This window comes from Mesorhizobium sp. M0292, assembly GCF_040321695.1.
GTDB lineage: Bacteria > Pseudomonadota > Alphaproteobacteria > Rhizobiales > Rhizobiaceae > Mesorhizobium.
The window spans coordinates 339,609-366,431 of the sequence record NZ_JAMYSB010000003.1; the positions used below are offsets into that span (position 1 = coordinate 339,609).

Annotated in this window: 23 protein-coding genes and 1 pseudogene; 13 read left to right on the forward strand and 11 right to left on the reverse strand. The window is 64.4% G+C overall.

Annotated features, from left to right (window positions below):
• The first annotated feature begins 76 nt into the window (after positions 1 to 76).
• The 5 genes and pseudogenes from NKI96_RS06565 to NKI96_RS06585 all read left to right on the forward strand — a co-directional run bounded on the left by NKI96_RS06565 (position 77) and on the right by NKI96_RS06585 (position 4,302).
• Complete coding sequence (locus NKI96_RS06565) at positions 77 to 1,048, forward strand: sugar-binding transcriptional regulator (RefSeq protein ID WP_023692168.1); 972 nt, start codon at positions 77 to 79, stop codon at positions 1,046 to 1,048.
• A gap of 92 nt (positions 1,049 to 1,140) precedes the next feature.
• A complete protein-coding gene (locus NKI96_RS06570; RefSeq protein WP_352803391.1) occupies positions 1,141 to 3,195 on the forward strand; it encodes a bifunctional aldolase/short-chain dehydrogenase in 2,055 nt (684 codons plus the stop codon).
• 214 nt (positions 3,196 to 3,409) lie between these two features.
• A pseudogene (locus tag NKI96_RS06575) lies at positions 3,410 to 3,751 on the forward strand (D-alanine--D-alanine ligase A); the annotation flags it as partial.
• Positions 3,752 to 3,827: 76 nt separating this feature from the next.
• Entirely contained in the window at positions 3,828 to 3,998 is a 171-nt protein-coding gene (locus NKI96_RS06580) for a hypothetical protein (RefSeq protein WP_502900252.1), read from the forward strand.
• A complete protein-coding gene (locus tag NKI96_RS06585; protein WP_352803394.1) occupies positions 3,991 to 4,302 on the forward strand; it encodes a type II toxin-antitoxin system RelE/ParE family toxin in 312 nt (103 codons plus the stop codon). The genes NKI96_RS06580 and NKI96_RS06585 overlap by 8 nt, the downstream gene beginning before the upstream one ends.
• A 45-nt stretch (positions 4,303 to 4,347) precedes the next feature.
• On the opposite strand, the gene NKI96_RS06590 is transcribed toward NKI96_RS06585, so the two are convergent.
• The 3 genes from NKI96_RS06590 to NKI96_RS06600 form a co-directional block, all read right to left on the reverse strand.
• Complete coding sequence (locus NKI96_RS06590; protein ID WP_023692173.1) at positions 4,348 to 5,400, reverse strand: substrate-binding domain-containing protein; 1,053 nt, start codon at positions 5,398 to 5,400, stop codon at positions 4,348 to 4,350.
• Between the two features lie 46 nt (positions 5,401 to 5,446).
• A complete protein-coding gene (locus NKI96_RS06595; RefSeq protein WP_023687048.1) occupies positions 5,447 to 6,442 on the reverse strand; it encodes an ABC transporter permease in 996 nt (331 codons plus the stop codon).
• A 74-nt stretch (positions 6,443 to 6,516) separates the two neighbouring features.
• The gene (locus NKI96_RS06600; RefSeq protein ID WP_352803397.1) at positions 6,517 to 8,028 is read right to left on the reverse strand and encodes a sugar ABC transporter ATP-binding protein; all 1,512 of its coding nucleotides are present in this window, start codon (positions 8,026 to 8,028) and stop codon (positions 6,517 to 6,519) included.
• Positions 8,029 to 8,165: 137 nt separating this feature from the next.
• On the opposite strand from NKI96_RS06600, the gene mtnK reads away from it, so the two are divergent.
• From mtnK to fba, 3 genes are all read left to right on the forward strand, one after another.
• Positions 8,166 to 9,440 carry an S-methyl-5-thioribose kinase gene (gene mtnK / locus NKI96_RS06605; protein ID WP_352747125.1) on the forward strand — a complete coding sequence of 425 codons (1,275 nt, stop codon included), beginning with the start codon at positions 8,166 to 8,168 and terminating at the stop codon, positions 9,438 to 9,440.
• Complete coding sequence (gene mtnA / locus NKI96_RS06610; RefSeq protein ID WP_023668575.1) at positions 9,437 to 10,531, forward strand: S-methyl-5-thioribose-1-phosphate isomerase; 1,095 nt, start codon at positions 9,437 to 9,439, stop codon at positions 10,529 to 10,531. The genes mtnK and mtnA overlap by 4 nt, the downstream gene beginning before the upstream one ends.
• 314 nt (positions 10,532 to 10,845) lie before the next feature.
• The gene (fba, locus tag NKI96_RS06615; protein WP_023687044.1) at positions 10,846 to 11,910 is read left to right on the forward strand and encodes a class II fructose-bisphosphate aldolase; all 1,065 of its coding nucleotides are present in this window, start codon (positions 10,846 to 10,848) and stop codon (positions 11,908 to 11,910) included.
• A 161-nt stretch (positions 11,911 to 12,071) separates the two neighbouring features.
• Here fba and NKI96_RS06620 read toward each other — a convergent pair whose 3' ends face one another.
• From NKI96_RS06620 to NKI96_RS06640, 5 genes are all read right to left on the reverse strand, one after another.
• Complete coding sequence (locus NKI96_RS06620) at positions 12,072 to 13,178, reverse strand: isopenicillin N synthase family dioxygenase (protein ID WP_023687043.1); 1,107 nt, start codon at positions 13,176 to 13,178, stop codon at positions 12,072 to 12,074.
• A gap of 136 nt (positions 13,179 to 13,314) precedes the next feature.
• Positions 13,315 to 13,971, reverse strand: a complete 657-nt coding sequence (locus tag NKI96_RS06625; protein ID WP_023668578.1) for a methionine ABC transporter permease — start codon at positions 13,969 to 13,971, stop codon at positions 13,315 to 13,317.
• A complete protein-coding gene (locus NKI96_RS06630; protein WP_023687042.1) occupies positions 13,952 to 15,040 on the reverse strand; it encodes a methionine ABC transporter ATP-binding protein in 1,089 nt (362 codons plus the stop codon). Before NKI96_RS06630 ends, NKI96_RS06625 begins: the two co-directional genes overlap by 20 nt.
• An 84-nt stretch (positions 15,041 to 15,124) precedes the next feature.
• Positions 15,125 to 15,979: a MetQ/NlpA family lipoprotein gene (locus NKI96_RS06635; RefSeq protein WP_023668580.1), complete on the reverse strand. Its 855-nt coding sequence runs from the start codon at positions 15,977 to 15,979 to the stop codon at positions 15,125 to 15,127.
• 172 nt (positions 15,980 to 16,151) lie between these two features.
• Complete coding sequence (locus NKI96_RS06640; RefSeq protein WP_023668581.1) at positions 16,152 to 16,835, reverse strand: SDR family NAD(P)-dependent oxidoreductase; 684 nt, start codon at positions 16,833 to 16,835, stop codon at positions 16,152 to 16,154.
• A gap of 213 nt (positions 16,836 to 17,048) precedes the next feature.
• Between NKI96_RS06640 and NKI96_RS06645 the strand changes: the two genes are divergently transcribed.
• Positions 17,049 to 18,164, forward strand: coding sequence for an anhydro-N-acetylmuramic acid kinase (locus NKI96_RS06645; protein ID WP_023709949.1), 1,116 nt, complete (start codon positions 17,049 to 17,051; stop codon positions 18,162 to 18,164).
• Here NKI96_RS06645 and NKI96_RS06650 read toward each other — a convergent pair.
• Complete coding sequence (locus NKI96_RS06650; RefSeq protein ID WP_023684459.1) at positions 18,161 to 18,580, reverse strand: GNAT family N-acetyltransferase; 420 nt, start codon at positions 18,578 to 18,580, stop codon at positions 18,161 to 18,163. The genes NKI96_RS06645 and NKI96_RS06650 overlap by 4 nt on opposite strands.
• 60 nt (positions 18,581 to 18,640) lie before the next feature.
• Positions 18,641 to 19,819 (reverse strand): MFS transporter, encoded by a 1,179-nt coding sequence (locus NKI96_RS06655; RefSeq protein ID WP_352803400.1) that lies wholly within the window; start codon positions 19,817 to 19,819, stop codon positions 18,641 to 18,643.
• 48 nt (positions 19,820 to 19,867) lie between these two features.
• Between NKI96_RS06655 and NKI96_RS06660 the strand changes: the two genes are divergently transcribed.
• On the forward strand, positions 19,868 to 20,407 hold the full coding sequence (locus tag NKI96_RS06660; RefSeq protein WP_023687041.1) for an Lrp/AsnC family transcriptional regulator: 540 nt from the start codon (positions 19,868 to 19,870) through the stop codon (positions 20,405 to 20,407).
• A 27-nt stretch (positions 20,408 to 20,434) separates the two neighbouring features.
• Here NKI96_RS06660 and tssH read toward each other — a convergent pair whose 3' ends face one another.
• The gene (gene tssH / locus NKI96_RS06665) at positions 20,435 to 23,254 is read right to left on the reverse strand and encodes a type VI secretion system ATPase TssH (protein WP_023807530.1); all 2,820 of its coding nucleotides are present in this window, start codon (positions 23,252 to 23,254) and stop codon (positions 20,435 to 20,437) included.
• A 324-nt stretch (positions 23,255 to 23,578) separates the two neighbouring features.
• Between tssH and tssA the strand changes: the two genes are divergently transcribed.
• From tssA to tssC, 3 genes are read left to right on the forward strand one after another with little or no spacing between them, the layout of a single operon-like run.
• Positions 23,579 to 24,757 carry a type VI secretion system protein TssA gene (tssA, locus tag NKI96_RS06670; protein ID WP_023692178.1) on the forward strand — a complete coding sequence of 393 codons (1,179 nt, stop codon included), beginning with the start codon at positions 23,579 to 23,581 and terminating at the stop codon, positions 24,755 to 24,757.
• A gap of 6 nt (positions 24,758 to 24,763) precedes the next feature.
• A complete protein-coding gene (tssB, locus tag NKI96_RS06675; protein WP_023673718.1) occupies positions 24,764 to 25,300 on the forward strand; it encodes a type VI secretion system contractile sheath small subunit in 537 nt (178 codons plus the stop codon).
• A 3-nt stretch (positions 25,301 to 25,303) separates the two neighbouring features.
• Complete coding sequence (gene tssC / locus NKI96_RS06680) at positions 25,304 to 26,809, forward strand: type VI secretion system contractile sheath large subunit (protein ID WP_023682611.1); 1,506 nt, start codon at positions 25,304 to 25,306, stop codon at positions 26,807 to 26,809.
• Positions 26,810 to 26,823: the final 14 nt, after the last annotated feature.

Consider the following 26,823-nt stretch of genomic DNA (forward strand, 5'->3'; position numbering starts at 1 on the left):
GGCAAAGAGGTATCGTGTACCCACGCCAGTTTGACTTTTGTCGAGAGGCGTGAATAATGTCAGCCGAGGAGACGGCATGGCGATCCGACCGGCAGAACAGCTTATCCACAAGGCCGCATGGCTCTATTATGCCCATGGCCTGCGCCAGGACCAGGTCGCCAGCCAGCTTAACATCTCCCGCGCCTCGGTCGCCATGTATCTGCGCAAGGCGCGCGAGACCGGCATCGTCAACATCTCGACCTCGACGCAGCTGTTCACCGACGACGTGCTTGCGCGCCAGCTCGAGGACGCGCTCAAGCTTGATGCGGTGTGGATCGCGCCGGAGAATGCCTATGTCGTCGACCCTTCGACGGACGTTGCGGTGCTGGCGGCGGGCGTCTTTCTCGAACTGGTCAAGAAGGGCGACCGGATCGGCGTCGCCTGGGGCCGCACCGTCTACACCATCGCCGACGTCATGTCCTATGCCGACCTGCAGGACGTCACCGTTGTGCAGCTCTGCGGCAATCTCGGCGCGCCCTACTCCTACCGTCCCGACCAGTGCACGATGGAGATCGCCCGGCGGCTCAACGCCAAGGGCCTCAATTTCTACGCGCCGCTGGTGCTGACGACGGAATTGCTGGCGCATGGGCTGCGCGCCGAACCGGTGATCCGCGAACAACTGGCCGATATTGCCAACTGCGATCTGGCGCTCTATTCGGTCGGCACCGTCGATGGCGACAGCCATGTCGTCAAATGCGGCGCGCTCAGCCCCGGCGAGATGGGGCTGTTGCGCGAAGCGGGCGCCGCCGGCGTCGTTGCCGGCCAGATCATCGATGCCGCCGGCAAGGCGCTCGACTGCAGCTACAACCGCCGCGTCATCTCGGCTTCGCTGTCGTCACTGCGCCAGATCGAAAAGCGGCTGATGGTGGTGCAGGAAGACAGCAAGTTCGAACCGCTGCTCGCAGCACTCGCCGGCGGACTCTGCACGCATCTGGTCGTCGGCGCCGGCATGGCGCGGCGGCTGCTCGACCATGCCGGAGCCAGCGCGGGGGCAAAAAAGGCTTCCTGACAAACGAAATCCTTGCAGCGGCGCATTGTCATCAAGGCGTCGCGGCACTCCTGTTCACAGCAACATCAAGACAGCAAAGCGGACATAGCGACATGAAGAACCTTTGGAATGACGACGACGCGGAAAGACTTGTTGCCGACTATGCGAAAAAGGGCGTTGCCCGCGACCTCGCGCTGCGCGTCTACACGACCCGGCTGCTCGGCGGCGAGCCGCGGCTGGTGCTGCATGGCGGCGGCAACACCTCCTGCAAGACCAAGGCCACCGATCTCGTCGGCGACGAATGGGATGTGCTGTGCGTCAAGGGCAGCGGCTGGGACATGGGTGTGATCGAGCCGCAAGGCCTGCCGGCGGTCAAGCTCGGCGCGCTGCTGAAGGCGCGTGCGCTGGCCAGCCTCGCCGACGAGGACATGGTGGCGCTGCAGCGGGCGAACCTCATCGACCCCGCCTCCCCCAATCCATCGGTCGAGACGCTGCTGCACGCCTTCCTGCCGCATAAATTCGTCGACCACACGCATTCGACCGCGATCCTCGCCATCGTCGACCAGGCGGACAGCAAGCCGCTGATCAAGACCGTGTTCGGCGACAAGATGGGATACGTGCCCTATATCAAGCCCGGCTTCGACCTCGCCAAGGTGGCCGCCGATGTCTACGACGCCGACCCCAGCGTCGAAGGCCTGATCCTCGACAAGCATGGCATCTTCACCTTCGGCGACGATGCCAGGCAGGCTTACGACCGGATGATCCACTATGTGAACGTGGCCGAGGACTATGTCGCCAAGCACGGCAAGCCGCAGCCGGCCAAGGTCACGCTGCCGGCAAAGCTGGCGACGCCCGCGGCAATCGCGCCCATGCTGCGCGGCGCGGTGGCGGTATCGCGTGGCGAAGGCCGCTTCGATCGCATGATCAGCGACTTCCGCACCTCGGATGCCATTGTCGATTTCATCAATTCGGCCGGCATCGCCGACTATGCCGCACGCGGTGTGTCGACGCCGGACCTGTCGATCCGCATCAAGACCGGGCCGATGGCAGTTCCGGCGCCAGACGCCGACAAGGCCGGCGACTACAAGGCCGTCATCAAGAGCCATGTCGAGGCCTTCGCCAGCGACTATCGCGCGTATTTCGAAACCAACGACGCGCTGGACGACGTCGAGCGCACCATGCTCGACCCGATGCCGCGGCTGACGCTGGTGCCGGGCCTCGGCATGTTCGGCCATGGCCGCACGCTGAAGGATGCGAAGATCGCATCTGATGTCGGCGAGATGTGGATCGAGGCGGTGCGCGGCGCCGAGGCCGTCGGCAGCTTCCATCCTCTATCGAAGGCCGACCTCTTCCCGCTGGAGTACTGGTCGCTTGAGCAGGCCAAGCTCGCCTCCAACAAGCCGAAGCCGCTGACCGGCCAGGTGGTGCTGATCACTGGCGGCGCCGGCTCGATCGGTGCTGCGACGGCAAAACTGTTCGCCGCCAATGGCGCGCATGCCGTCGTCGTCGATCTCGATGCGGCCAGGGCGGCCGAGGCGGCAAAGGCAGCCGGCAACAATTCGATCGGCGTCGGCGCCGACATCACCAACCCGGCCGAGCTGCGCGCCGCCTTCGACAAAGCTGTCGCTGTCTATGGCGGCGTCGACATTCTGGTCTCCAACGCCGGTGCCGCCTGGGAAGGCCGCATCGGCGAGCTCGACGATGCCCTGCTGCGCAAGAGTTTCGAGCTCAACTTCTTCGCCCACCAGTCGGCGGCGCAGAACGCGGTGCGCATCATGCTGGAACAGGGCACCGGCGGTGTGTTGTTGTTCAACACCTCCAAGCAGGCGGTCAACCCGGGTCCGAAATTCGGCGCCTATGGTGTGCCGAAGGCGGCGACGCTATTCCTGTCCCGGCAATATGCGCTCGACTACGGCGCGCACGGCATCCGCTCCAATGCGGTCAACGCCGACCGCATCCGCTCCGGCCTGTTGACCGACGCCATGATCGCCAGCCGTTCCGGCGCGCGCGGCGTGTCGGAGAAGGAATACATGTCGGGCAATCTGCTCGGACAGGAGGTGACGGCAGAAGACGTGGCGCAGGCCTTCCTGCACCAAGCGTTGGCCGAACGCACCACCGCCGATGTGACGACGGTCGACGGTGGCAACATCGCCGCAGCGCTGCGCTAGACATAGACCTGGAGCGGTTCATCGTTCACCAAAACGACGAACCGCTCTCCCACCTGAAGGACTCCAGGCGGAGAACTGCTTTTGCAGGTCGTGCTGAAAAACTGCTCGAACTGGTCAAAATCCACTCCAATCCTTGGCCTATTGCTCGACCACTTTAGGGCGCGCCTTGTGTTTCGCATGCGAGCTCCGACCCTGATCCTTGGTGGAGTTGTCGATGGCTGCGAAGAGACTTCGTGTCGGCTTGCTGTTCGGCGGGCGCTCCGCCGAGCATGAGGTGTCGCTGCTTTCGGCAACCAATGTCATAGCCGCGCTGGACCCGGCGAAATACGACGCCGTTCCCATCTTCGTCACCCGCGAAGGCCAATGGCTGCTGAGCAATTTCAAGGACGGCGCGCTGGCGACACCGTCTGATGGGACGCAGCTTTGCCTGGCGCGGGGCGGGCATGGGCGGATGCTGGCGATCCCCGCCAAGGGTGCGCCGCACGACCTGCCTGCCATCGAATATGGTGTTCCGGTACTGCACGCCTCCATGGCGAGGACGGCGCGGTGGCTGGTGCGAGTCGGGCGGTCATGATGCAGGGGCTCGCCTGCAAAGCGCTATCGAAGGTGGCGGTTATGCTTCCAACAGCGAGATTGTCCGCGACGCCCTGCGCTTATGGGAGCAGCGCGAGGAATTGCGCACGCTCGAACTCCAGCACTTGAAGCGGGCCTATGCCGACGGGATGGGCAGCGGCAAGCCAGTGGCTGTCGACCCCACCGAGTTCATCGGCAGCCTGAAGGCAGAACGCCGCGCCCGTGGCTAGCTATAGGCTCACACCGCGCGCTTCGCAGGATTTGCGAGACATCTGGCACACCATCGCCGCCGACAATGAAAAGGCAGCAGACAGACTGTTGATGCGCATTTTCGAAAGACTGGAGCTGGCGGCGCAGCACCCCAAGATGGGCAGCGCACGGCCCGAGTTAAGCGCAACGGCCCGCGTGCTCGTCGAAGGCCGCTATATCATCATCTACGAGCCGCAGCCGATGGTGTTATCGCTGTGGCGATTGTCCACGGGATGCGCGATCCAGACCATTGGTTGTAGGCCGGCAGGCTTACGATCAATATGAAAAGAGCGGCCCATGCCGCCCTTCGCATCTATCAGATGTCCGATCCTACTTCGCGTTCGGGTTCGGCATCCAGGCCGGCATGGCGACATCGGCATGGGCGAATTGCGGCAGCTTGGCCGACAGGTCCTCCATGTTCTTGATGTCCTTGTCGATCAGGTCCTTCTGGGTGATCAGCGTCGGCGGCACGATGACGTTGTGGCCGGGATCTTCACCGGCGAGCAGCTGCGCCAGCGCGCGCACCGAGACCTGGCCGACGACGGCAGGGTTGGTGGCGGCGGTGGCGGCCCAGGCGCTGTCGGTCTCGCGCATGGCCGCGATGTCCGAGGTAGAGATGTCGGCGGAGTAGATCTTGATCTTCTTGTTCAGCCCCGCCTCGTCGACGGCGATCTTCACACCCTTGGCGAACTCGTCATAGGGCGCGAACATCACATTGATGTCGGGATGCGCCTGCAGCACCGAGCGCGCCTGGTTGGCGACCGAGTTGGCGATCGGGTTGTCGAGCGTGCCGAACATCGCGACTTCCTTGATGCCGGCATGTTTCTTCTTCACGTCGACCCAGGTCTCGTTGCGGCGGTCGAGCGGCGCGATGCCAGCGACATAGACATAGCCGGCGTTCCAGCTCTCGCCATTGTCTTTGACCGCCTGCTCGAGCGCCAGGCGCGCAAGGTCCTTGTCGGACTGTTCGATCTGCGGGATCTTGGGGTTTTCGACATTGACGTCGAAGGCGACGACCTTGATGCCGGCATCGACCGCGCGCTGGGCGGCGTCCTTCATCGATTCCGTCAGGCCGTGCTGGATGATGATGCCCTGCACGCCGAGTGCGATGGCCTGGTCGACCATGTCGGATTGAAGGGCGGCGTCCTGGCGGCTGTCGAGCACGCGCAGATCGATGCCGAGCGCCTTGGACTGGGACTCGACGCCCGAGAGATAGGCCTGGAAGAAATCGCCGGTCGAGAGATAGCGCACCAGCGCGATCTTGACGCCGGGCTTGTCGAACGGCGCCGGCTTGTCGGCGGCAAAGGCCGGGACCTGCATCAGCATTGTTGCGCCGGCCAATCCGAGCGCGACCTTCCCCAAAAGTCGTCTTGTGATGTTCACGTTCTTTCCTCCGTTTGTTGAACCCAAAACTGTCCCGGCAGCCATTCTATCTCCTGCCCCGGCCGGAAAGGGCGAAGGTAAAGACAAGGGCGACGACGAGAACCACGCCCTTGACGAAATCCTGCGTGTAGTAAGGCGCGTTCATCATCGTCAGGCCTTGCAGCAGGATGCCGACGAACAGCGCGCCGATGGCGGTGCCGAAGGCGTTCGGCTTGGCGGCGCCGAGCACCGCGTAGCCGATCAGCGCCGCGGCAACCGCATCGAGCAGCAGATTATTACCCGACGCGATGTCACCGCGTCCAAGCCGTGCGGCCAGCAAAATCCCGCCGATCGAGGCAAAAACTCCTGAAATGACGTAGGCCCAGATTTTGTATGCCTTGACAGGCGCGCCGGCGAGTTCGGCGGCCCGTTCATTGCTGCCCACGGCATACATCATGCGGCCGAAGCGTGTGTATTCGAGGAAGAACCAGATCAGCACGGCGAGCACGATCAGCACGACCACCGAGACCGGAATGAGGTTCGGGATGAAGAAGTCGAAGCGGTGGCGGCCGAGCGCCAGGAAGGCGTCGGAGAATTTGCCGTTGGCGACCGAGCCGTCCGGCATTGTCATACCGGTGGCGATGGAGCGTCCTTCAGTCGGGATGCGCTGCAGGCCGACGAGCAGGAACATCATGCCGAGCGTCGCCAGCAGATCGGGCACGCGCATATAGACGATCAGCCAGCCATTGATGAGGCCGACAAGGGCGCCGATGAGCAGGCAGATGAGGACAGCGACGACAACGTTCTGCTCCAGCACCACCATGACATAGGCAGCCGCCATCATGGCCGATGTGGCAACCGAGCCGATCGAGAGATCGAAGCCGCCGACAACCAGTGTGGCGGTGACGCCCAGCGCCAGCACGCCGGTGATGGCGACCGACTGGAAAATGAAGACGGCACTTTGCGGCGAGACGAACCCGTCGGCGGCGATGGCGAAATACGCGATCAGCCCGAACAGAAGCACGATGAACCCGTAGCGGATAGCGTAATCGCGCAGCATCATTCAGCGCCCGCCGTCAATACCCAACTCAAACCCGTGCACTCCATTCCAACCCTCAGTTCTTCAATCATCGTGGCTCAGGCCGCACTGTGCAACGGCCCGCCCGCGACTTCGGCCAGCAGACGGTCGAGATCGACATCGGCGTTGCGGTGTTCGCCGACGATGGTCTGCTCGGACATCACCAATATGCGATCGGCCGTCTCCAGTGCCTCGTCGAGTTCGGTGACGAACAGCAGCGTGGCGCGGCCATTGGCGCTGGCCCTCAGCTTGGCGGCGATGTCGCGCCTGGCGGAGATATCGACGCCCTGGAACGGTTCGTCGAGAATGAACAATCGGGCGTCCTGCGCCATCCAGCGGGCCACCATCACCTTCTGCTGGTTGCCGCCCGACAGAGTGGTCATGTCGTCCTTCTCCGAGCGGCAGACGATGCCGAGATCCTCGATCTGCCGGCGGGCAATAGTGCGTTCAAGGCCGCGTTTGAGAACTGAAAAGCGCGACATGCGCTTGTGGAAGGGCAGGCTGATGTTTTCCTGGATGTTGAAGCCGCCGACGATGCCGTTTTCGCCACGGTCCTTGGCGACCAGAAACACGCCGGCGGCGATGGCTTCGCCGGTCGACGCGGGCGCATAGGGCTCGCCACATAAAGTCATCGTACCGGACAGCGGCTTGCGCAAGCCGAACAGCGTCTCGGCGAGCGCGGTCTTGCCGACGCCAACGAGGCCGGTGATGGCAACGACCTCGCCGTCGCCGAGCGTCAGCGAGAATGGCCGGGCACCAGGGGCGATGCGCAAGGCATCGACGGTCAGGATCGGCTTGGCAGAACTCCTGGCTTCGATGCGGTCAAGATGGATCTTGCGGCCGAGCATGGCGTTAACGGCGCCCTCATAGTCGAGAGGCTCGCTGTCGAAGACGCCTGAGATGACGCCATCGCGCATCGAGACGATGCGGTCGGCAAGCCGCCTGATATCCGACATGCGGTGCGAGATGTAGAGGATGGCGACGCCTTGCTCGCGCAGCCGGTCGAGCAGGGCGAACAGCCGGTCCGCCTCGGCGCTGGACAGTGAGGAGGTCGGCTCGTCGAGGATCAGCACTTTCGGCTGGTGCGCCATGGCGCGCGCGATGGCCACCATCTGGCGATCGGCCAGCGACAGATCGCTGATGCGGGCCTTGAGGTCGATGGCGAGCCCCATGCGGTCGGCCACCGCTTTGGCTTCGCGGCGCACCCGGCCGGGGTTGAACAGCAGCGGCGCGCCCTTGCCGCTCAACCTATCCAGCGTCAGATTGGTGGCGACATCGAGATCGGCGACGACGCCGTCATTGATGTTTTGATGCACGGTGACGACGCCTGCGCGGATCGCCTCGGCCGGCGTGTTCGGCGCGAAATCATGACCGGCCAGGTGCATGGTGCCGCCGGCATGGTCGTAGACGCCGCTGATAATTTTCACGAGGGTGGACTTACCGGCGCCATTGGCGCCCATCAGCACGGTGATCTCACCGGCATGCAGTTCGAGCGAGACGCCGCCAAGCACCTCGATATGGCCGAAGGACTTCCTCAGCCCGTCCACGCGGAACACGGCATCATTGCCCATTCGTTTCCTCCCTGACCATGACGCTATGGGCTACGTCATCAATTGTCAACTCGATTGACAATTGCCAGTCAGCTTCCTAGCTTGGCCTCACCGCCATCGCTCCACTATGATTGAGCGAGCAAGCGGGAGGGTGAGGAATGACTGCGAAATTGCCGTTCGAAGCACTGTCGGTGGAGACGCTTGCAACGCGCCTCGGCACGAACGAAGCGCTGTGCGCAAAAATCGGCCCCGATACCGGTGCCTGGAAGGTGCGCGAGGTCGGCGACGGCAATCTCAACCTCGTCTTCATCGTCGAGGGCGTGTCGGGTGCGGCCGTGGTCAAGCAGGCCCTGCCCTATGTTCGCCTCGTCGGCGACAGCTGGCCGTTGCCGCTCAAACGCTCCTTCTTCGAGTATCACGCGCTGACGCGGCAAGAGGCGCGCGCGCCGGGTTCGGTGCCGGCGATCCTCCATTTCGACGAAGCCCAGGCGCTGATCATCATGGAATATCTGGCGCCGCCGCACATCATCCTGCGCCGTGCCCTGATCGGCGGCCGCGAGTTGCCAAATATCGCCCGCGACATCGGCCTGTTCATGGCCCGCACTTTGTTCCGCGGCTCCGATCTCTCCATGCCGACCAAGGACCGCAAGGCCGACCTGGCGCTGTTCGCCGACAATGTCGAGCTCTGCGGCATCACGGAAGACCTGGTGTTTTCCGATCCCTATTTCGACGCCAAGCTGAACCGGCACACCTCGCCGCAGCTCGACGGCCTGGTTGCCGAACTGCGCGCCGACCGCGACCTCAAGGTCGAAGCGCAGCGGCTGAAGCATATCTTCGCCGCCAACGCCGAGACGCTGCTGCATGGCGACCTGCATTCGGGCTCGATCATGGTCACCGACACCGAGACGCGGATGATCGATCCGGAGTTCGCCTTCTACGGTCCGATGGCCTTCGATGTAGGCATGCTGCTCGCCAATTTCTGGATGTCCTACTTCTCGCAGCGCGGCCATGAACAGAAGGGCAAGCGTGACGCCATGCGTGCCTATCTGCTCGGGGTGACCAACGACACCTGGACGGTGTTCCGCGCCGAGTTCTCGCATCTATGGCGCACCGAGCGCACCGGCATGCTTTACCAGAAGAGCCTGTTCGAGGATCAGGGCGACATTCTCGCCTCGGAGCAGGCGCTCGACCATGTGCTGCACCAGATCTGGACCGACCTCTTGGGCTTTGCCGGCATCGAGGTGCACCGGCGCATCCTCGGCCTCGCCCACAATGCCGATTTCGAGACCATCGAGGACGAGGATCTGCGAGCCTCCTGCGAGGCCAAGGCGCTGAAATTCGGCCGTCACATCGCCGTCAACCGGCGCCAGATTCACGGCATGGACGAGGTCAATAATCTGGCCGCTTTGATCGAACGGGAGAGCAGGATTTGAACGTCGGCGAGCGCCACTACCGCACCATCTGGCTGAGCGACGACCAGCGTTCGGTCGAGATCATCGACCAGCGCTGGCTGCCGCACGAGTTCCGGGTCGAGACGATCGGGAGCGTTGCCGGCATCGCCACCGCGATCCGTGACATGTGGGTTCGTGGCGCGCCGCTGATTGGCGTCACCGCGGCCTACGGCGTCGCCATCCAGATGGCGGACGATCCGTCTGACGAAGCGCTCGACGCGGTCTGGGAGACGCTGCACAAGACGCGGCCGACTGCGATCAATCTACGCTGGGCGCTGGACGAGATGCGGCGGTTCCTCAGGCCGATCGTATTGGGACAGCGCGCGGAGGCGGCCTATAAGCGCGCTGCCGAAATCGCCGACGAGGATGTCGATCTCAATCGCGCCATCGGCGAGAACGGGCTTGCCATCATCAAGGAGATCGCGGCACGCAAGAAGCCGGGCGAGCCGGTCAACATCCTCACCCACTGCAACGCCGGTTGGCTGGCGACGGTCGATTACGGCACCGCCACGTCGCCGATCTATCTCGCCGTCGAGGCCGGCATTCCGGTCCATGTCTATGTCGACGAGACGCGCCCGCGCAACCAGGGCGCCCAGCTGACCGCCTGGGAGATGGCCGGCCACGGCGTGCCGCACACGCTGATCGTCGACAATGCCGGCGGCCATCTGATGCAGCGTGGCGCGGTCGACATGGTGATCGTGGGCACCGACCGCACCACGGCCAATGGCGACGTCTGCAACAAGATCGGCACCTATCTCAAGGCGCTCGCCGCCTCCGATAATGAGGTGCCCTTCTACGTCGCTCTGCCCTCGCCGACCATCGACTGGACGGTGGGTGATGGCCTGACCGAAATCCCGATCGAGGAACGCTCCGGTGACGAGGTGTCGCTGGTCTGGGGCAAGACGGCGGACGGCAAGATTGCGCAGGTGCGGGTTTCGCCCGAAGCGACGCCGGCGGCCAATCCGGCGTTCGATGTGACGCCGGCACGGCTCGTGACGGGGCTGATCACCGAGCGCGGTGTGGCCAAGGCTTCGCGCGAAGGGTTGAAGGCGATGTTCCCCGAACGCGGATAATCTCCCCCCTTGAAGGGGAGATGTCGCCAAAGGCGACAGAGGGGGTCGGTGCGTCCTGAAGCGTTGACTTTCATCTGCCGCAAGGAGGTCGCACCCAGTCGAACCGACCCCCTCTGGCCTGCCGGCCATCTCCCCTCATGGGGGGAGATTAGCGCCTCACCGGCTGGCTACCGAATTTCGGCCATGCAACAAGAATTGCGGCCTCGATGGCCGCTGACGGTTGCGGTTCTGGCGAAATCCGGCCAGAAGCATCTAGGCCGGCAACCGGCCGGCCCGCGACGTTGCGCTTGAAACCAGATACGGGAGACTATTGGGTGGCTCGCATAACACTGAGACAATTGCTCGACCACGCCGCCGAATACGGCTACGGCGTACCCGCCTTCAACATGAACAATATGGAACAGGGCCTCGCCATCATGGAGGCGGCCGAGGAGACCAAGTCGCCGGTCATCCTGCAGGCCAGCCGCGGCGCCCGCGCCTACGCCAATGACGTGGTGCTGGCCAAGCTGATCGACGCGCTGGTCGAAATCCACCCCGACATCCCGGTCTGCATGCATCTCGACCATGGCAACAACGAAGCCACCTGCGTCACCGCCATCCAGTACGGCTTCACCTCGGTGATGATGGACGGCTCGCTGAAAGAGGACGGCAAGACGCCGGCCGACTATGCCTACAATTCCGGCATCACCCGGCGCGTCGTCGACATGGCGCATTGGGGCGGCGTGTCGGTGGAAGGCGAGATCGGTGTGCTCGGTTCGCTTGAGAGCGGCGGCGGCGAGCAGGAAGACGGCCACGGCGTCGAAGGCGCCATCAGCCACGACCAGCTCTTGACCGATCCGGAACAGGCGGTCGAGTTCGTCAAGGACACCCATGTCGATGCGCTGGCTGTCGCCATGGGCACCAGCCACGGCGCCTACAAATTCTCACGCAAGCCGGACGGCGCGGTGCTGGCGATGAACGTCATCGAGGAAATCCACCGCCGCCTGCCCAACATGCATCTGGTCATGCACGGCTCGTCCTCGGTGCCCGAGGACCTGCAGGAAATCATCAATAGATATGGCGGCCAGATGAAGCCGACCTGGGGCGTGCCGGTGGAAGAGATCCAGCGCGGCATCAAGCACGGCGTGCGCAAGATCAACATCGACACCGACAACCGCATGGCGCTGACCGGCGCCATCCGCAAGGTGCTGACCGAAAACCCGAGCGAGTTCGATCCGCGCAAATACCTGACGCCGGCCATGGCCGCGATGCGCAAACTGTGCAAGGAGCGCTTCGAGCAGTTCGGCACCGCCGGCAATGCCCAGAAGATCAAGCCGCTGCCGGTAGCTGAGATGGCCAAGCGCTACAAGTCGGGCAGCCTTGATCCGAAGTTTGGGTGAAGTCCCCTGGCGCCTCTTCCTTCTCCCCTTGTGGGGAAGAAAGAAGAGCTATTGACATAAAAAAGGCCGGGCGCGAAAGCAGCCCGGCCAAAAGAAGGTCAAGAACCTTCAGAGGGGAACACCGTTCGGTGGAATGGGAGGAAACCGCCGAACGATAATTCCTATATGCGCGCATTCGCTGCGGTTGGCGACGAACGGCTTTCTAAAACAATGCGGGATGCGGAAATTTCGTTCTTGTCTTCCAAGATTTCAGCCGGCTGAGCGCCGGTTTCCAGGAGATCGGCGTAGTGCCGGCGCGCCACGTCGGGATGCGAGCGCAGGCGGCTCTTCAGCACATTGGTACCGACATTGCGAAACAGCGGATTGTCGGGATCGCTGGCCGGACCCCGCGCCTCGGCCGCCAGTTCCTCGGGCAGGTTGAGCAGCGGGATCGTGGCGTCGAGCCGGGCGCTGAAGAAGAAGGGCACCGAAATCCGCTCGACACCGGCCGGTGGCGTTACCACGCGGTGGACCGTTGCTCTCAGATACCCGTTGGAGGCCAGCTCGAGCAGTTCGCCGATGTTGATCACCAGCGTGTCGGGCAGCGGATCGACGTCGACCCAGGCACCGTCATATTCGACCTGCAGCCCCTTGCTCTCGTCCTGCAACAGAAGCGTCAGGAAACCGCCATCCTTGTGCGCGCCGACGCCTTGGTTGTCGCCGGTGGCGTCGCGGCCGGGGTAGCGCACGATCTTCATGCGATGGTTGGGCTCGGCCCGGTAGACGGGATCGAAGGCGTCCTCGGCCTGATCGAGCGACAAAGCGAAGGCCCGGAGCAGCCGGATCGCCACCGCCGTCGCCTTGGCCTGCCATGCGAGTAGCGCCGGCTTCAGCTCGGGCAGCGTGGCCGGCCACTGGTTGGGCCCTTGCAGCCGCGTCCAGGCGGGCACGCCGGGGCCTTGTTCGATGGCCGGGCGTTCGACGCCGATGTCGAGCTGTTCGCGCCAGTCGGCCTTGCCTTTGGTCAGCTCGCCGCCGGCGCGCGTATAGCCGCGGAACTGCGAGGACTTCACCATTTCGATCGCCAGTTTGTCGGCTTCCGGCAAGGCAAAGAACCGGCGCGAGGCGTCGAGCACTTCTGCGGTATCCGCAGCCGATATGCCGTGGCCGGTCAAATAGAAGAAGCCGACATCGCGCGCGGCCGTGCGCAGGTCGAAGAGAAACGTTCGCCGCTCGGAAGCGCCCTGTTCGAGACGGCCGAGATCAAGCACGGGTACGATCCTGGGCATGGTCAAGCTCCTTGTTCCGCTGTCACGGTGGCACGCAGGCCGGTCCGATCAAAGCAACGCGCAATCCAATCTCGGCGCCGATAGAGAAAGCCGGCGCTGCGTTTGGCAGCCTGCCGGCAAATAACGTTCGTGGCGCTCATCCGCGCCGGTCCAGCCTGGCGACCAGCCGGTCACCGACCCACTGGATGCCGCAAACGAGGATGATCAGCACAATGACCACGGCGACCATGACGCTGGTCTCAAAACGCTGGTAGCCGTAGCGGATGGCGAGGTCGCCAAGCCCGCCGGCACCGATGGCGCCGGCCATGGCCGAGGCGCCGATCAGGGTCACCAGCGTCACCGTGAAACCAGCAACGATGCCGGGCAAAGCTTCGGGCACCAGCACCTCACGGATGATCGTCCAGCGGTTGCCGCCCATGGCGCGCGCCGCCTCGATCAGGCCGCGATCGACCTCGCGCAGCGACACTTCGGCGATGCGGGCATAGTAGGGCGTCGCCGCAATCGACAACGGCACGATCGCCGCCCAGGTGCCGATCGAGGTGCCGACGATCAGCCGCGTCACCGGGATCAGCGCCACCAGAAGGATGATGAAAGGCACCGAGCGGAAGCCGTTGATGACGGCGCCGAGCGCGCGGTTCACCCACAGGCTTTCGGCAATGCCGCCGCGCTCGGTGGCAATCAATGCCAGGCCGAGCGGCAGCCCGAAGACGAGCGAGATGAGGCCCGATGCCGCCGTCATCAGGACCGTCTCCCAGATCGAGCGCAGCAGAAGTTCAAACAGAACCGGCGACATGGCCAAGCACCTCCACCCGTGCGTCGCGGGCCTTCAGGAATGCGATTACTTTGGACAGATGTTTCGGATCGTTGCCCGCGACCGCAAGGAACAGCGTGCCGACCGGCTGCTGCTGGACATGGTCGATGCCACCATGGACGAGGCGGAACCGTCCCGGCACGGCCACCGCAAGATCGGACAGCAGCGGACCGCGCGCGGCCTCACCTGCGACGTCGACCCTGAGGATGAGCTCGGCGCCGCCTCCGGGAGCAAGCCGGCCGGCAATCTCGGCCGGCAGTTGCGGGCGGATGCCGCCGAGCAGGCTCCTGGTGATTTCGGAACGCGGCTCGGCAAAGACCGACCACACCGGGCCTTGTTCGACGATGCGCCCGGCATCGATCACCGCGACGCGGTCGGCGATCGAGCGGATCACCTCCATCTCGTGGGTGATGAGCAGGATGGTGAGGCCGAGCTGCCGGTTGATGTCTTTCAGCAAGGCCAGGATGGAGCGCGTCGTCTCCGGATCGAGCGCTGAGGTCGCCTCGTCGGACAGCAGCAGCGCCGGCCGCGCGGCCAGCGCCCTGGCGATGCCGACGCGCTGCTTCTGGCCGCCCGACAGCGAGGACGGATAGGCCTTCGCCTTCTCCGACAGGCCGACGAGGTCGAGCAATTCGGCGGCGCGCGCCAGCCGTTCGGCCTTTGGGCGGCCCTCGATCTTCAGCGGCAGCGCGACATTGTCCTCCACGGTCTTGGCCGACAGCAGATTGAAGTGCTGGAAGATCATGCCGATGCGACGCCGCAGCGGCTGCAATTCACGCTCGCCGAGCCGGCCGATCTCGCGGCCCTCGATGAAGACGTCGCCGGAGTCCGGCCGCTCCAGCCCGTTGAGGCAGCGGATCAGCGTCGACTTGCCGGCGCCGCTGCGGCCGATGATGCCGAGGATCTCGCCCTTGCGCACCGTCAGCGAGACGCCGTCGAGCGCAGGCGTCGCGCCAAAGCGGCGCTTGAGGTCGACCAGGCGTACGACATCTTCTTGCCCGGCCGATATATTGACCGGACCGGATGCCTCGGCCGTGACGTGCTGGTTCATCTCACTGTCCGTTTCAACGCTCGACAAAATGCGACAGCGGCCCGCTCAACAGCGGGCCGCCTGCTCCTGACAACCAGGCGCCAATCAATAGGCGCTGATCCCGGTGCCCTTGTAGACCTTGTCGAACTCGGCCTTGACCGCCTCGTTCTGGTAGGACGCGACCAGCGTCTTCACCCACGCCTCGTTCTCGTTGCCGGATTTCACGGCGATGAAGTTGCGGTAGGGGTTGTCGGCCACTGGCTCCTGGGCGATGCGGTTGTCCGGGCCGAGACCGCTCTTCAGCGCCCAGTCGGTGTTGACGACAGCCGCGTCGAGATCCTCGACCGAGCGCCCGACAATGCCGGCATCCAGTTCCTTGATGACGACCTTCTTCGGGTTCTCGGCAATGTCGGCGGTGGTCGCCAGGATGCCGGTGCCGTCCTTCAGCTTGATCACGCCTTCGTTCTGCAGAACGCGCAACGCGCGGCCCTCATTCGAGGGGTCGTTGGGCAAGCCGATGACGGCGCCTTCGGGCAGGTCGGCAACCTTGGTGTATTTCTTGGAGTAGAGGCCGATCGGCCAGACGCCGGTGTAGCCGACGCGCACGATGTGGTACCCTTGGGTCTTGATCTGGTTGTCGAGATAGGGCTGGTGCTGGAAGGCGTTGGCGTCGATCTCGCCGCGCTCGAGCGCCTCGTTGGGCTGGGTGTAGTCGTTGAACACCACGGTCTCGACGGTCAGGCCTTTTTCGGCGGCCTGGGCGACGACGACGCGCCAGACATCCTCATCCTCGCCGCTGATGATGCCGACCTTGATAGACTTCTTGTCCTCGGCGAAGGACGGCGTCGGCTGAGCCAGACCGGCAAGCGTGACGGCCGAGGCAAAAAGTGCCGCAAGGGCAGCTCGCCGGCTGATGGCTGAAAAAAGAAGAGAGCTGGAAGCGTTTCCGCGTTCGGACATTGTCGATCCCTCGTAATCCTGAAGTCATTGCGGCGAGGTGGAATACCAAGCCTTGACGACATCATCGGCAATGCTGCTTGCCGGATCAAAGAACCGCATTTCTTCTCAAACACGAAGCCGGGAATATTCTCTCAAAGATTTCGCAATTGCGAGAACGGTCACGCCGGACCGGTCAGAATGTCTCGACAAAGGGCCGCAGCTCGACCTCGAAGCTCCAGGCGCTGCGATGCTGGCGATGGGTCGCGAGATAGGTCTGCGCGATCGCATCGGGCGACAGCTGGCTGTCCGGTCGCTCGGGCTTCGTCCCGACCGGCTCGATCTGGCCGTCGATAATGAAATGGGCGACATGGATGTTCTTCGGGAAGAGTTCGCGCGCCATCGACTGAGCCAGACCGCGCAGGCCGAATTTCGGCATGGCAAAGCCGGCGGAGTTGGGAAAGCCCTTGATGCTGGCGGAGGCGCCGGTGAAAAGAATCGAACCGGAGCCGCGCGCAAGCAGCCGCCGCGCCGCTTGCTGGCCGACCAGGAAGCCGCCATAGGCGCCGACAAGCAAGGCTTGTTTGACCGCATCGGGATCGACCTCGGCGATCGGGCCGCGCGTGCGGCCGCTGGCATTGAAGACGGCAAGGGCCAGCGGGCCTTGCTTGTCGGCGGCGTCAAACAGGCCGGCGACGGAGGCCGGATCGGCGACGTCGGTTTCGACGGCCAGCGCGCCGGTTTCCCCGACCAGCGCCGCGAGTTTGGCCGTGTTGCGGGCGGCCAGCACCACACGATAGCCTTCCGTGGTGAGAAGGCGTGCCAAAGAGGCGCTCAGGCCCGCACCCGCGCCGGCGATCACTGCGACTTCGGATGCCATGTCGTTTCTCCTTGGCGATGACGTGTTCGTCTCATAGCTGGCGTCTTGAGCGGCGAGACGCAAGAACGACGTTGCTCGATTTTCGCTGTTCGGTGAAAAACCCTGCCGGCAGGTTCGGAGCAATCGACCGCGGCCAGGGTCTTGCCTGGCGAGACAATCCGTCCGACAGGTGATTGCGTTGGAATCGCAAACGGTGTCGCAAGGGAGTCGACCGTGGAACCAATCTGGGCCGTCGGCCTGATGACCGGCACCGTGCTTGACGGCAATATCGACGTGGCGCTGATCAAGACCGATGGCGAGCGGATCGCCGATTTCGGCACCTATACGCTGGCCCCCTACCCCGCAGCGATCCGTGCCTTGCTGGAGGAGACGCTGCGTCAGGCCCGGGTGTGGAATTTCGACGGGCCGGAGCCGGCGATCTTTGCCGAAGCCGAGGAGGCGCTGACGCGGGCGCAGTCGGCGGCGGTGAAGGACCTTGTCGAAAGCTACGGCCTGACCATGGGCGATATCGGCGTGGTCGGTTTTCACGGCCAAACCGTGCTGCATCGTGCCCCGCAACCCGGGCGGCGCGGCGATACGCGCCAGTTGGGCGATGGCGCGCTGATGCATTCCATTTTGGGCGCCAAGGTCGCCTATGATTTCCGCTCGGACGATGTGCGCGCTGGCGGCCAGGGCGCACCACTGGCGGCTGCCTACCACGCGGCGCTTTTGAGGGAAGCCGACGCCAGCGGGGACACCGCTGTGCTCAATCTCGGCGGTGTCGGCAACGTCACTTGGTGGGACGGCAAGGACAACATCGTCGCCTTCGACACTGGCCCGGCCAACGCGCCGCTCAACGATTTCATCAAGGCAAACGGCCTCGGCGAGATGGACCGCGACGGCGCACTGGGCGCGGCCGGCACCGTCGATGAAGTGCGGCTGGCCAAATTGCTCCAGCATCCGTATCTGACCAAGCCCTATCCGAAATCGCTCGACCGTTTCGACTTCGGCGCCGCCATGGCCGACGGCCTCGGCGCAGAGGATGGGGCGGCGACGCTGACGGCCTTCACCGTCTCGGCCGTCGGCAAGGCGCTCGATTTGTTGCCGCGCCGGCCGAAGCGGCTGGCGGTCAGTGGCGGCGGCCGCCGCAACCCGACGATGATGGCGATGCTGGCGAGGCGCGCCAACGTCGAGGTTGTGCAGGCCGAGACACTGGGCTGGAAAGGCGATGCGGTGGAGGCCGAATGCTTTGCCTTCCTTGCCGTGCGCGTGCTGCGCGGCCTGCCGATCAGCTTTCCCAGCACCACCGGCGTGCCGCGGCCGATGCAAGGCGGGCGGCTGGCAGGTTAGAGCTTCTTCTGCAGGAAGATGCGGCTGCGGCCGACGGGAAAGTCAGGCAGTTCGCCGAAGCGCCGGTAGCCTTGCCGCTCATAGACTTTGGCCGCTGTCGGATTGAACGTATCAATCCAGGCGTTTTGGCAGCCGCGCTTGACCGCTTCCTCCTCGGCAGCGCCCAGCATGTCGCCGGCCATATGCCGGCCGCGCAGGCGTTCGTCGACCCACAGCCACTGCACATAGAGCCAGCCCCAGGCGGTGTATCCCGAAATGCCGGCGACGACAGCGCCGTGCTCATCACGAACGAAGACGGCGATCGGCTTGCGGCCGGAGGGGCCGACATCGCCGTCATTGAACGCCGTCAGCCGCTCGGCCAGGAAGGCGAGGTCGTCTGACGAGGGGTCGGCAGTGGTTTCAAGCGTCGTCTTCATCCGGGCGGGGCTCGCATGGCAAGCCAAGCTCTAGCGAAGGACGGGATGAGAACGCAAGCTTTACGGCTTGATGGGCAGCGGCGATCGCCATGACCCCGCTGCTGCCGCAACCAGCATCAGCACGGCGGCGACGATGGCGCAGATGGCAAAGCCGAACGATGAATAAAGCGGCCCGAAGCTGGTGGTGCCGATGAAGACGGCGAGGTAGGTGACCGAGCTGTTCAGGCCCATGATGGTGCCACGGCGCGACGGATCGAGCGCGGTAAGGCGCATCACCAGCACGTTCAGGCCGAAATGATTGGCAAGGCCCCAGATGGCGATCATAGCCAGGATCAGCACGAAATTGCTGCTTGCGAGCGCGATCGCGACATAGACGACGGCGACCAGCAGATAGGCGAAAGGCATGACGCGCCGTGCGCCGATGCGGTCGATGACGCCGTCGAGGAAGGCCGCGGCGCCGAAGCCGGCGCCGTAGGCGAGTGCGGCCAGCGCATTGGCGCTGACGGGCTCGCCCAGATCCTGGTGCAGATGATCGCCGAGATAGCCGTAGACGCCGTAAAAAGCGGTCATGAAGGCGGTGCAGGCGATGAGCAGCGGCACGATGCCCGGAATGGCCAGCGCAACGAACGGCGACGGCGCCGGGCCGCTCTTCCTGACGTCGCTGAGCGAGGTCATCGACAAGGCAGCAAGCGCAATGGCGGAAAGCACCGCGACGGCGGCGAAGACGGCGCGCCAGTGCACGAGATCGGCAAGCACGGCCGACAGCGACACGCCGGCCACCATGGAGACCGTCCAGCCGGTCAGCACGACGCCGATCGTGCCGCTTTCGCGGCCGGGCGGCGCAATTGCCGCTGCACTGGCATAGATGGCCGGCATGGCGACGCCGGCGGCGATGCCGGCGACGGCCTGGGCCGCGACCAGCATGATCACCGTCGGCGCCAGCGCGCTGGCGAGAAGCCCGACGGCCAGAAGAAGCAGCGCGCCCTGCAGCATGCGGCGGGCGCCGACGCCGTCGATATAGCGGGCGAGGAACAACGCGCTGGCCGAAGTGCCGAGGCCGAAGGCGGCCGACGCGGCAATCACCGCCGGCACGCTGGTGCCGAAGGATGCGGCGACTGCCGGAGCAATTGGACCCAGGACCAGCGAGTTCGAGCCGATGACGGCGATGCAGCCGGTCAGGAGATAGGCCAGCGCCGGGATCGGCTGATGGAGCGTTGCAGCTTGATGCGCGTTCGTCATCGGGTCATAATGGCCGAACTGAATTCCGCGACAACAAGGAATTTCGATATGGATGAAGAAACAGATGGGGTTCTGCAGAACAAGGTAGCTCCCCGAGAGCTCGACGCAATCGACCGAAAAATATTAGGCGTGCTGGTCGAGGATGCGACGATCAGCTACGCCGAACTTGGCGAACGCGTCTGCCTGTCGCCGCCGGCGGCGCATGAGCGGGTCAAGCGCCTGCGGCGCAGCGGCGCCATCCGCGGCACGGCTGTGATCATCGACCCGAAGGCGGTGAAAAAGCCGCTGCTCACCTTCGTGCATATCGATACCAAGGGCTGGGGCAAGACACCGGAGCTGATGGCCGTCTCCCAATATCCTGAGGTCGAGGAAATCCATTCGGTGGCCGGCGACACCTGCATGCTTCTCAAGGTCCGCACCGAGGACACCAGGGCGCTCGAAGGCCTGCTGGCGCGTCTCTACGAAACGCCCGGCGTCACCTCGACGCGAAGCTATGTCGTGCTGTCGACTTATCTCGAGCGCCCGGTGCAGCCCGAGATCACGGCGCAATGGCCGACGCCCCGGCATATGGCCACGCCGTTGTACTGATCTGCGCGATATTCAGGTCAGGCCTGACTATTCGAACGAATAGGCAAACCCGTCGGCTGACGCGCTGACGGTCACTTTCGTCATCTTCTCGCCGTCGAGCGACCGGTTCAGCACGCCGCGGCTGAGTTCCGGCAACAGCGTGTTGGTGAGGATGGCGTCGATCATGCGGCCACCGGATTCGATTTCGGTGCAGCGCGCCTTGACCAGCGCCATGACGCCGTCGCCGATCACCAGTTCGGCGTCGTGGCTGGCGCGCAGCCGCCGCGCGATCTTGCCGAACTGATGGCGGGTGATGGCCTCGATCATCGAATCCGAGAGCGGATAGTAAGGGATGGTCACGACGCGGCCGAGGAACGCTGCCGGAAAGACTTTCAGCAGTGGAGCGCGCAAGGCTGCATCGAGGCCGTCGAGCCCTGCCCTCACCGTGCCGTTTTGCGTCCGCTCCATGATGACTTCGGAGCCGACATTGGACGTCAGCAGGATCAGCGTGTTCTTGAAGTCGATGCGCCTTCCCTCGCTGTCATCCATCATGCCCTTGTCGAAGACCTGGAAAAAGATCTCGTGGACGTCGGGATGGGCCTTCTCGACCTCGTCGAGCAGGATCACCGAATAGGGTTTTCGGCGCACGGCCTCGGTGAGAATGCCACCCTTGCCGTAGCCGACATAGCCGGGCGGTGCGCCCTTGAGCGTCGAGACGGTGTGCGCCTCCTGGAATTCGGACATGTTGATCGAGATCAGGTTCTGCTCGCCGCCATAGAGCGTCTCGGCCAGCGCCAGGGCCGTCTCGGTCTTGCCGACTCCCGAGGGGCCGCAGAGCAGGAACACGCCGACCGGCTTTTCCGGCGCTCCGAGCCCGGCGCGGCTGGTCTGCACGCGCTTGGCAATCATCTCCATGGCGTGATCCTGGCCGACGACACGTTCGGACAGCGTGGTGGCCAGCTTGAGCGCCTTTTCGGTCTGGCTGGACAGCATCCTGCCCGTCGGGATGCCGGTCCAGTCCTGAACCACGGCAGCTACCGCATTGCGGTCGACCGACGGCAGGATCAGCGGCGTCTCGCCTTGCGCGGTGGCAAGCTCGGCCATGAGTTCACGCAGCCGCGCCAGATCGGCGACAGCATCTGACGGCGCAGCTTCGGCAGCCGGCGCTTCGGTCTCGGACGCTTTGGCCTTCGGCTTTTGAGGCTTGAACGTTCCGACCTTGGGCGTCTCGGCCTTGGGCGTCTCGGCCTTCGGTACCTTTATCTTTTCTTCGTCCGGCGCTGCCGGTTGGGCATCGGTCTCGGCTGTCGCCACCGCATCGAGCGGCACGCCGTCGCCGCGCAGCCGCGCGCGCAGTTCGAGGATCTCGGCAACCAGCGCCTTTTCGCGCTCCCAGCGCTCCTCGGCGGCGGCGAGCATGGTCCCCGTCTCAGTGAGCCCGGCCTCGACCCGCGCCTGCCGGTCAGTTACTTCGATGCCGATCGCGGCCTCGCGGCCGATGATGCCGCTTTCGACCTCGAGCGCCTGGCGGCGCCGCAAAATGTCCTCGACCTCGGCCGGCGTCGCATGCTGCGAGATCGCCACCCTGGCGCAAGCGGTGTCGAGCAGGCTGACCGCCTTGTCGGGCAATTGCCGCGCCGGGATGTAGCGATGCGACAGGCCGACCGCCGCCTCGATCGCCTCGTCCAGGATCTGCACTTCGTGATGCTGTTCGAGCACGCCGGCAACACCGCGCAGCATGAGCACGGCGACCGCTTCCGACGGCTCGTCGATCTTGACCACCTGGAAACGGCGGGTCAGCGCCGGGTCCTTTTCGATGTGCTGCTTGTATTCGGCCCAGGTGGTTGCGGCGATGGTGCGCAGTTCGCCGCGCGCCAGCGCCGGCTTCAAGAGATTGGCGGCGTCGCCGGTTCCGGCGGCACCACCGGCGCCGATCAGCGTGTGCGCCTCGTCGATGAACAGGATGACCGGCGTCTCGGAGGATTGGACCTCGTCGATGACCGCCTTCAGGCGCTTCTCGAACTCGCCCTTGACGCTGGCCCCGGCCTGCATCAGGCCGACGTCGAGCATGCGCACGCTGATGCCTTGCAGCGGCGGCGGCACGTCGCCCTGGGCGATGCGCAGGGCAAAGCCCTCGACCACCGCGGTCTTGCCGACACCGGCCTCGCCGGTCAGGATCGGGTTGTTCTGCCGGCGGCGCATCAGGATATCGATGATCTGCCGGATCTCCGGGTCGCGGCCGACGACAGGGTCGATCTTGCCGTCATGGGCGCGCTGGGTGAGGTCGGTGGCGTATTTGGCCAGCGCCGAATCCCCGCCCGGAGCGCGCCGCGGCGCCTCCGCGGTGGGAGCCACTGCTGCCATGGCGCCGGCTTCGAGCGAGCCCTCCACCACCTCGGCAAAGCGGGCGATGACCCCGTCGGCGTCGATCTTGTCGAATTCGCCGCTGATCTTCGCCACCAGGCCTTCCAGCACCGGCGTCTTCAGGCAGGCGAGCACGATATGGGCGCTGCGGACCTCCTCCATGCCAAATTCCAGCGTCGCCAGGTTCCAGGCCTCCTGGATGGCGTGGAAAATGTGGTCGGAAAATTCCTCGATCGAGGTGGCGCCGTAGGGCAGCTTGTCGACGGCGCGGGTCATGTCGCTGGTAAGCCGGCTGGCATCGACGCCGGCATCGGCAATGATCATCTGCACATCCGAACGCTCGGACAGCACCAGTTGTTCTATGAAATGGACGAGTTCGACGTAAGGATTGCCGCGCAGCTTGGCGCTGTCGGCGGCGGCCTTGAAGGCGCGCAGGCAGACCGGATTGAGCTTGCCAACCAGTTCCTTGCGTTTGAACCCCTGCGACGACCGGCGCTGTTCCATCGAACGTGCTCCTGCAATCTGCCCGTCGACAGCCTGCCACATAAGCAGCCGCTTGACAAAGCGCTTGATGCAGCCGGCCTTTTCCCTTTGTGGAGAGTCCCGCGCCGCCAAATGCAGACAACCACGATTTTTTCTAATCCTATGCGATGCGCTTCACATACGAGGTTGGCCAAGCACGCCATGAATTGCGCCATCCGAGACGCAGTTGCACCGACATTCATTAGCGCTCGTTAACTTTTGAGCGGATGGCGAATTGTGGGAATATGCAACCGTGTGCTAACGTTGGGTCACGTACGGTTTTAGAGCCGGTCGCCGGGGGTATCTGTGATCGATCTCGCACTCTGGCTTGCTCCGCTGGACGGTGAAAATCCGTCAGGCGAAGACTTGCGCAACGATCCGGCTTTTCATGAGCTGGAGCGGCTCACGGAGCCGCAGGTCAAGGTCGTCCATGACGGGCGCAACAAGCCAGCCGCGCAATCGACCATTCCGGTCGACTGGCCTGCCGTGCTCGGCAAGGCCGAGGAGTTGCGTTCGCATGGCCGCGACCTGCGCCTGCTTGTCATTGTCGCCCGGGCGCTGGCCAATGAAGAGAGATTGGCCGGACTGGCACAGGGCCTGACCCTGATTGCAAGGACCTTCGAGACGCATTGGGAGACGATGCACCCGGCGCTGCGGGCCAGCCCCCAACCACGCGAGGCCGCCTTGCGCCGCCTCAACGCGCTCGCCGACCTGCAGAACGGCCAGGAAGGCCTGCTGGCGAACCTCAGGCAAATGGTCTTCTTCGCGCCGCGTCCCATCGGGCCGATCAGCGGACGCGATCTCGAACAGGGTGCGCTCGACGATCGCGTCATGCTTCAGGAAGCGGCGTCGGGATTGAATGCCACGGAGAAGGCAGCGCTGGTCAGCGCGCACGGACAGCTCCTGAACCGGGTGGGCAGCGGTTGTGCCGCCCATCAGGACCAGGCCGGTGAACAGATGACAGCGCTCATCGCCGGGGCGCACGCAGCGATCGAGGCGCTCGACGCGGTCGATACGGCCCTGAATGCCCGTCTTGACGGCAACGGGGCTGCCGTCCCGGACCTGAAACGATTTTTGCAGCGCGTGCTGACGACGCTGGAACGCAACACGGCGGTCGAGACCACGGAAGAGGCAGCGACGAAGGGGGCTGCCAGCCCGGCTGCTCCCCCGGCAAGCCCGGCCGCGCCGGTCAGAAACGGTCATGGAGCCGAGACGATGGCAAGCTACGCGGAGACCGGTGCGGGGCTCCCGGACAGGATTTCCTCGCGCGACGATGTGGTGAAGTGCCTCGACCTTGTGGTCGCGTTCTACGACCGCACCGAGCCCTCGAGTCCGATCCCGCATCTCGCCCGCCGGGTGCGCAGGATGGTGCACATGGATTTCGTTGAACTGATGGAAGACCTCGCCCCGTCGGGGCTCAAGGAATTCCGGCTGCTCGCCGGCGTTCCCGACGCCAAGAAGACTGCCCAGAAGGATGAAAGGTAGCAACACATGCCAGCCGAAAGCAAAGCGAAGGTCATCGAGCGAAATCGCGCCCCGCGCGTGCAGATCGCCTACGATGTCGAAACCTACGGCAGCCCGACGACGATCGAACTGCCGTTCGTCATGGGCGTGATGGCCGACCTGTCGGGCGCATCGCAGACCAGGGAAGCGTCCAAGACGGTGCTCGACCGTTCCTTTGTCGAGACCGATGCCAACCGCTTCCCCAAATTCATGGAAGCGCTGGGACCCAGGGTCAAGGCGCGGGTGAAGAACACGCTGCCGCAGGCCGAGGGACAGGAGCGCGACGAAGAACTGGCGCTCGACCTGACCTTCACCAAGATGGGCGATTTCGCCCCCGACAAGATCGCCGAACAGGTCCCGCAACTGGCCGAAATCCTCAAGATGCGGCGCCAGCTCGAGGAGCTGCTCGGCTTCATGGACGGCCGCGTCGATGCCGAAAAGCGCATAGCCCAATTGCTGAACAACCAGCCGTTGCTTGGCCAGATCGCCGCCCAGGCGCTGTCCGACGACAAGGGTGAGGAATAGATCATGGCCGAACAGCAAAAGACCGCAGCATCCGTCGCCGAGGCCGAGGCCGTCGATCTCGGTGAATTCAGCCAGCTGCTGGAGAAGGACTTCAAGGTCAAGAAGGACGACAGCGAGAAGCTGCAGCAGCTGGTGCGCAACTTGGCCCTGGCGGCGCAGTCGCGCTCCGAAACGACGACGATCTCGTCCAACTCGATCAAGTCGATCAAGTCGTTGATCGCCGGCATCGACAAGATGCTGACGACCCAGGTCAACGAAATCCTGCACGCGCCGGAAGTGCGGCAGATGGAAGGCACCTGGCGCGGCCTCTGGTACCTCATCAACAACACCGAGACGGATCAGAAGCTGAAGATCCGGGTGATGAACATTTCCAAGGAGCAGCTGGCCGATACGCTCGAAGACTATGAAGGCCAGATGTGGGACCAGAGCCCGATCTTCAAGAAAGTCTACACCGACGAGTATTCGATGCTCGGCGGCGAACCGATCGGCTGCGTCATCGGCGCCTACGAGTTCTCCAACCACCCGCGCGACGTCGGCCTGTTGCGCAACATCTCCGGCATCTGCGCCTCGGCGCACACGCCGTTCATCGCCGCCGCCTCGCCACGGCTGTTCCGCATGGACAGCTGGCAGGAACTGCCCAACCCGCAGGACCTGCAGCAGATCGTCTCCAACCCGGCCTACGCCTCGTGGCAATCGCTGCGCGAGAGCGAGGATGCGCGCTATATCGGGCTGACCATGCCGCGCGTGCTGGCGCGGCTGCCCTACGGCTCGGAGACCGTGCCGGTCAAGGGCTTCTCCTTCGAGGAGGAAGTGCAGGGCGATCACAACAAATATGTCTGGATGAACGCCGCCTTCCCGATGGGCGTCAACATCAACCGCAGCCACAAGCTCTATGGCTGGGGCACGCAGATCCGCGGCGTCGAGAATGGCGGCACGGTGCTCAACCTGCCGGTGCACTCATTCCCGACCGATGACGGCTCGATTGCGATGAAGTGCCCGACGGAAGTCGCCATCGACGACCGGCGCGAAGCGGAACTGGCCAAGCTCGGGCTGATGCCGATCCTGCACCGCAAGAACACCGATCTCGCGGCCTTTATCGGCGCCCATTCGCTGCAGGACGATGAGACGCGGGCGGGCCGCCTGGTCGACCCCGACGCCCAGTCCAACGAGCGGCTCTCCGCCAACCTGCCCTATCTGTTCCCGGTCTCGCGCTTTGCGCACTACCTCAAGGCGATTGCGCGCGACAAGGTCGGATCGTTCAAGGAACGCACCGACATGCAGATCTGGTTGACCGAATGGATCAACCGGTACGTGCTGGCCAACCCGGCCTTCGCCGACGACAAGGCGCGCGCCAAGCGTCCGCTTGCCGCCGCCGAGGTGCAGGTCGACAGCGTGGAGGGCCGGCCGGGCTACTACAACGCCCGCTTCTATCTGCGCCCGCACTACCAGCTGGAGGGCATCAATGCCTCGCTCAGGCTGGTGTCGGAATTGCCGTCCGTGAAGACCTGATTGCAGCAACCAAA

What these genes read in the sequence shown, in the direction of transcription:
- NKI96_RS06660 (WP_023687041.1), top strand. Translation starts at nt 19,868, where the DNA reads ATGGATGAAGAAACAGATGGGGTTCTGCAGAACAAGGTAGCTCCCCGA.
- NKI96_RS06650 (WP_023684459.1), bottom strand. Translation starts at nt 18,580, where the DNA reads ATGAAGACGACGCTTGAAACCACTGCCGACCCCTCGTCAGACGACCTC.
- NKI96_RS06655 (WP_352803400.1), bottom strand. Translation starts at nt 19,819, where the DNA reads ATGACGAACGCGCATCAAGCTGCAACGCTCCATCAGCCGATCCCGGCG.
- NKI96_RS06640 (WP_023668581.1), bottom strand. Translation starts at nt 16,835, where the DNA reads ATGGCATCCGAAGTCGCAGTGATCGCCGGCGCGGGTGCGGGCCTGAGC.
- NKI96_RS06630 (WP_023687042.1), bottom strand. Translation starts at nt 15,040, where the DNA reads ATGAACCAGCACGTCACGGCCGAGGCATCCGGTCCGGTCAATATATCG.
- mtnK (WP_352747125.1), top strand. Translation starts at nt 8,166, where the DNA reads ATGACTGCGAAATTGCCGTTCGAAGCACTGTCGGTGGAGACGCTTGCA.
- NKI96_RS06620 (WP_023687043.1), bottom strand. Translation starts at nt 13,178, where the DNA reads ATGCCCAGGATCGTACCCGTGCTTGATCTCGGCCGTCTCGAACAGGGC.
- tssB (WP_023673718.1), top strand. Translation starts at nt 24,764, where the DNA reads ATGCCAGCCGAAAGCAAAGCGAAGGTCATCGAGCGAAATCGCGCCCCG.
- NKI96_RS06635 (WP_023668580.1), bottom strand. Translation starts at nt 15,979, where the DNA reads ATGTCCGAACGCGGAAACGCTTCCAGCTCTCTTCTTTTTTCAGCCATC.
- tssH (WP_023807530.1), bottom strand. Translation starts at nt 23,254, where the DNA reads ATGGAACAGCGCCGGTCGTCGCAGGGGTTCAAACGCAAGGAACTGGTT.
- NKI96_RS06570 (WP_352803391.1), top strand. Translation starts at nt 1,141, where the DNA reads ATGAAGAACCTTTGGAATGACGACGACGCGGAAAGACTTGTTGCCGAC.
- NKI96_RS06565 (WP_023692168.1), top strand. Translation starts at nt 77, where the DNA reads ATGGCGATCCGACCGGCAGAACAGCTTATCCACAAGGCCGCATGGCTC.
- NKI96_RS06595 (WP_023687048.1), bottom strand. Translation starts at nt 6,442, where the DNA reads ATGATGCTGCGCGATTACGCTATCCGCTACGGGTTCATCGTGCTTCTG.
- tssC (WP_023682611.1), top strand. Translation starts at nt 25,304, where the DNA reads ATGGCCGAACAGCAAAAGACCGCAGCATCCGTCGCCGAGGCCGAGGCC.
- NKI96_RS06625 (WP_023668578.1), bottom strand. Translation starts at nt 13,971, where the DNA reads ATGTCGCCGGTTCTGTTTGAACTTCTGCTGCGCTCGATCTGGGAGACG.
- NKI96_RS06600 (WP_352803397.1), bottom strand. Translation starts at nt 8,028, where the DNA reads ATGGGCAATGATGCCGTGTTCCGCGTGGACGGGCTGAGGAAGTCCTTC.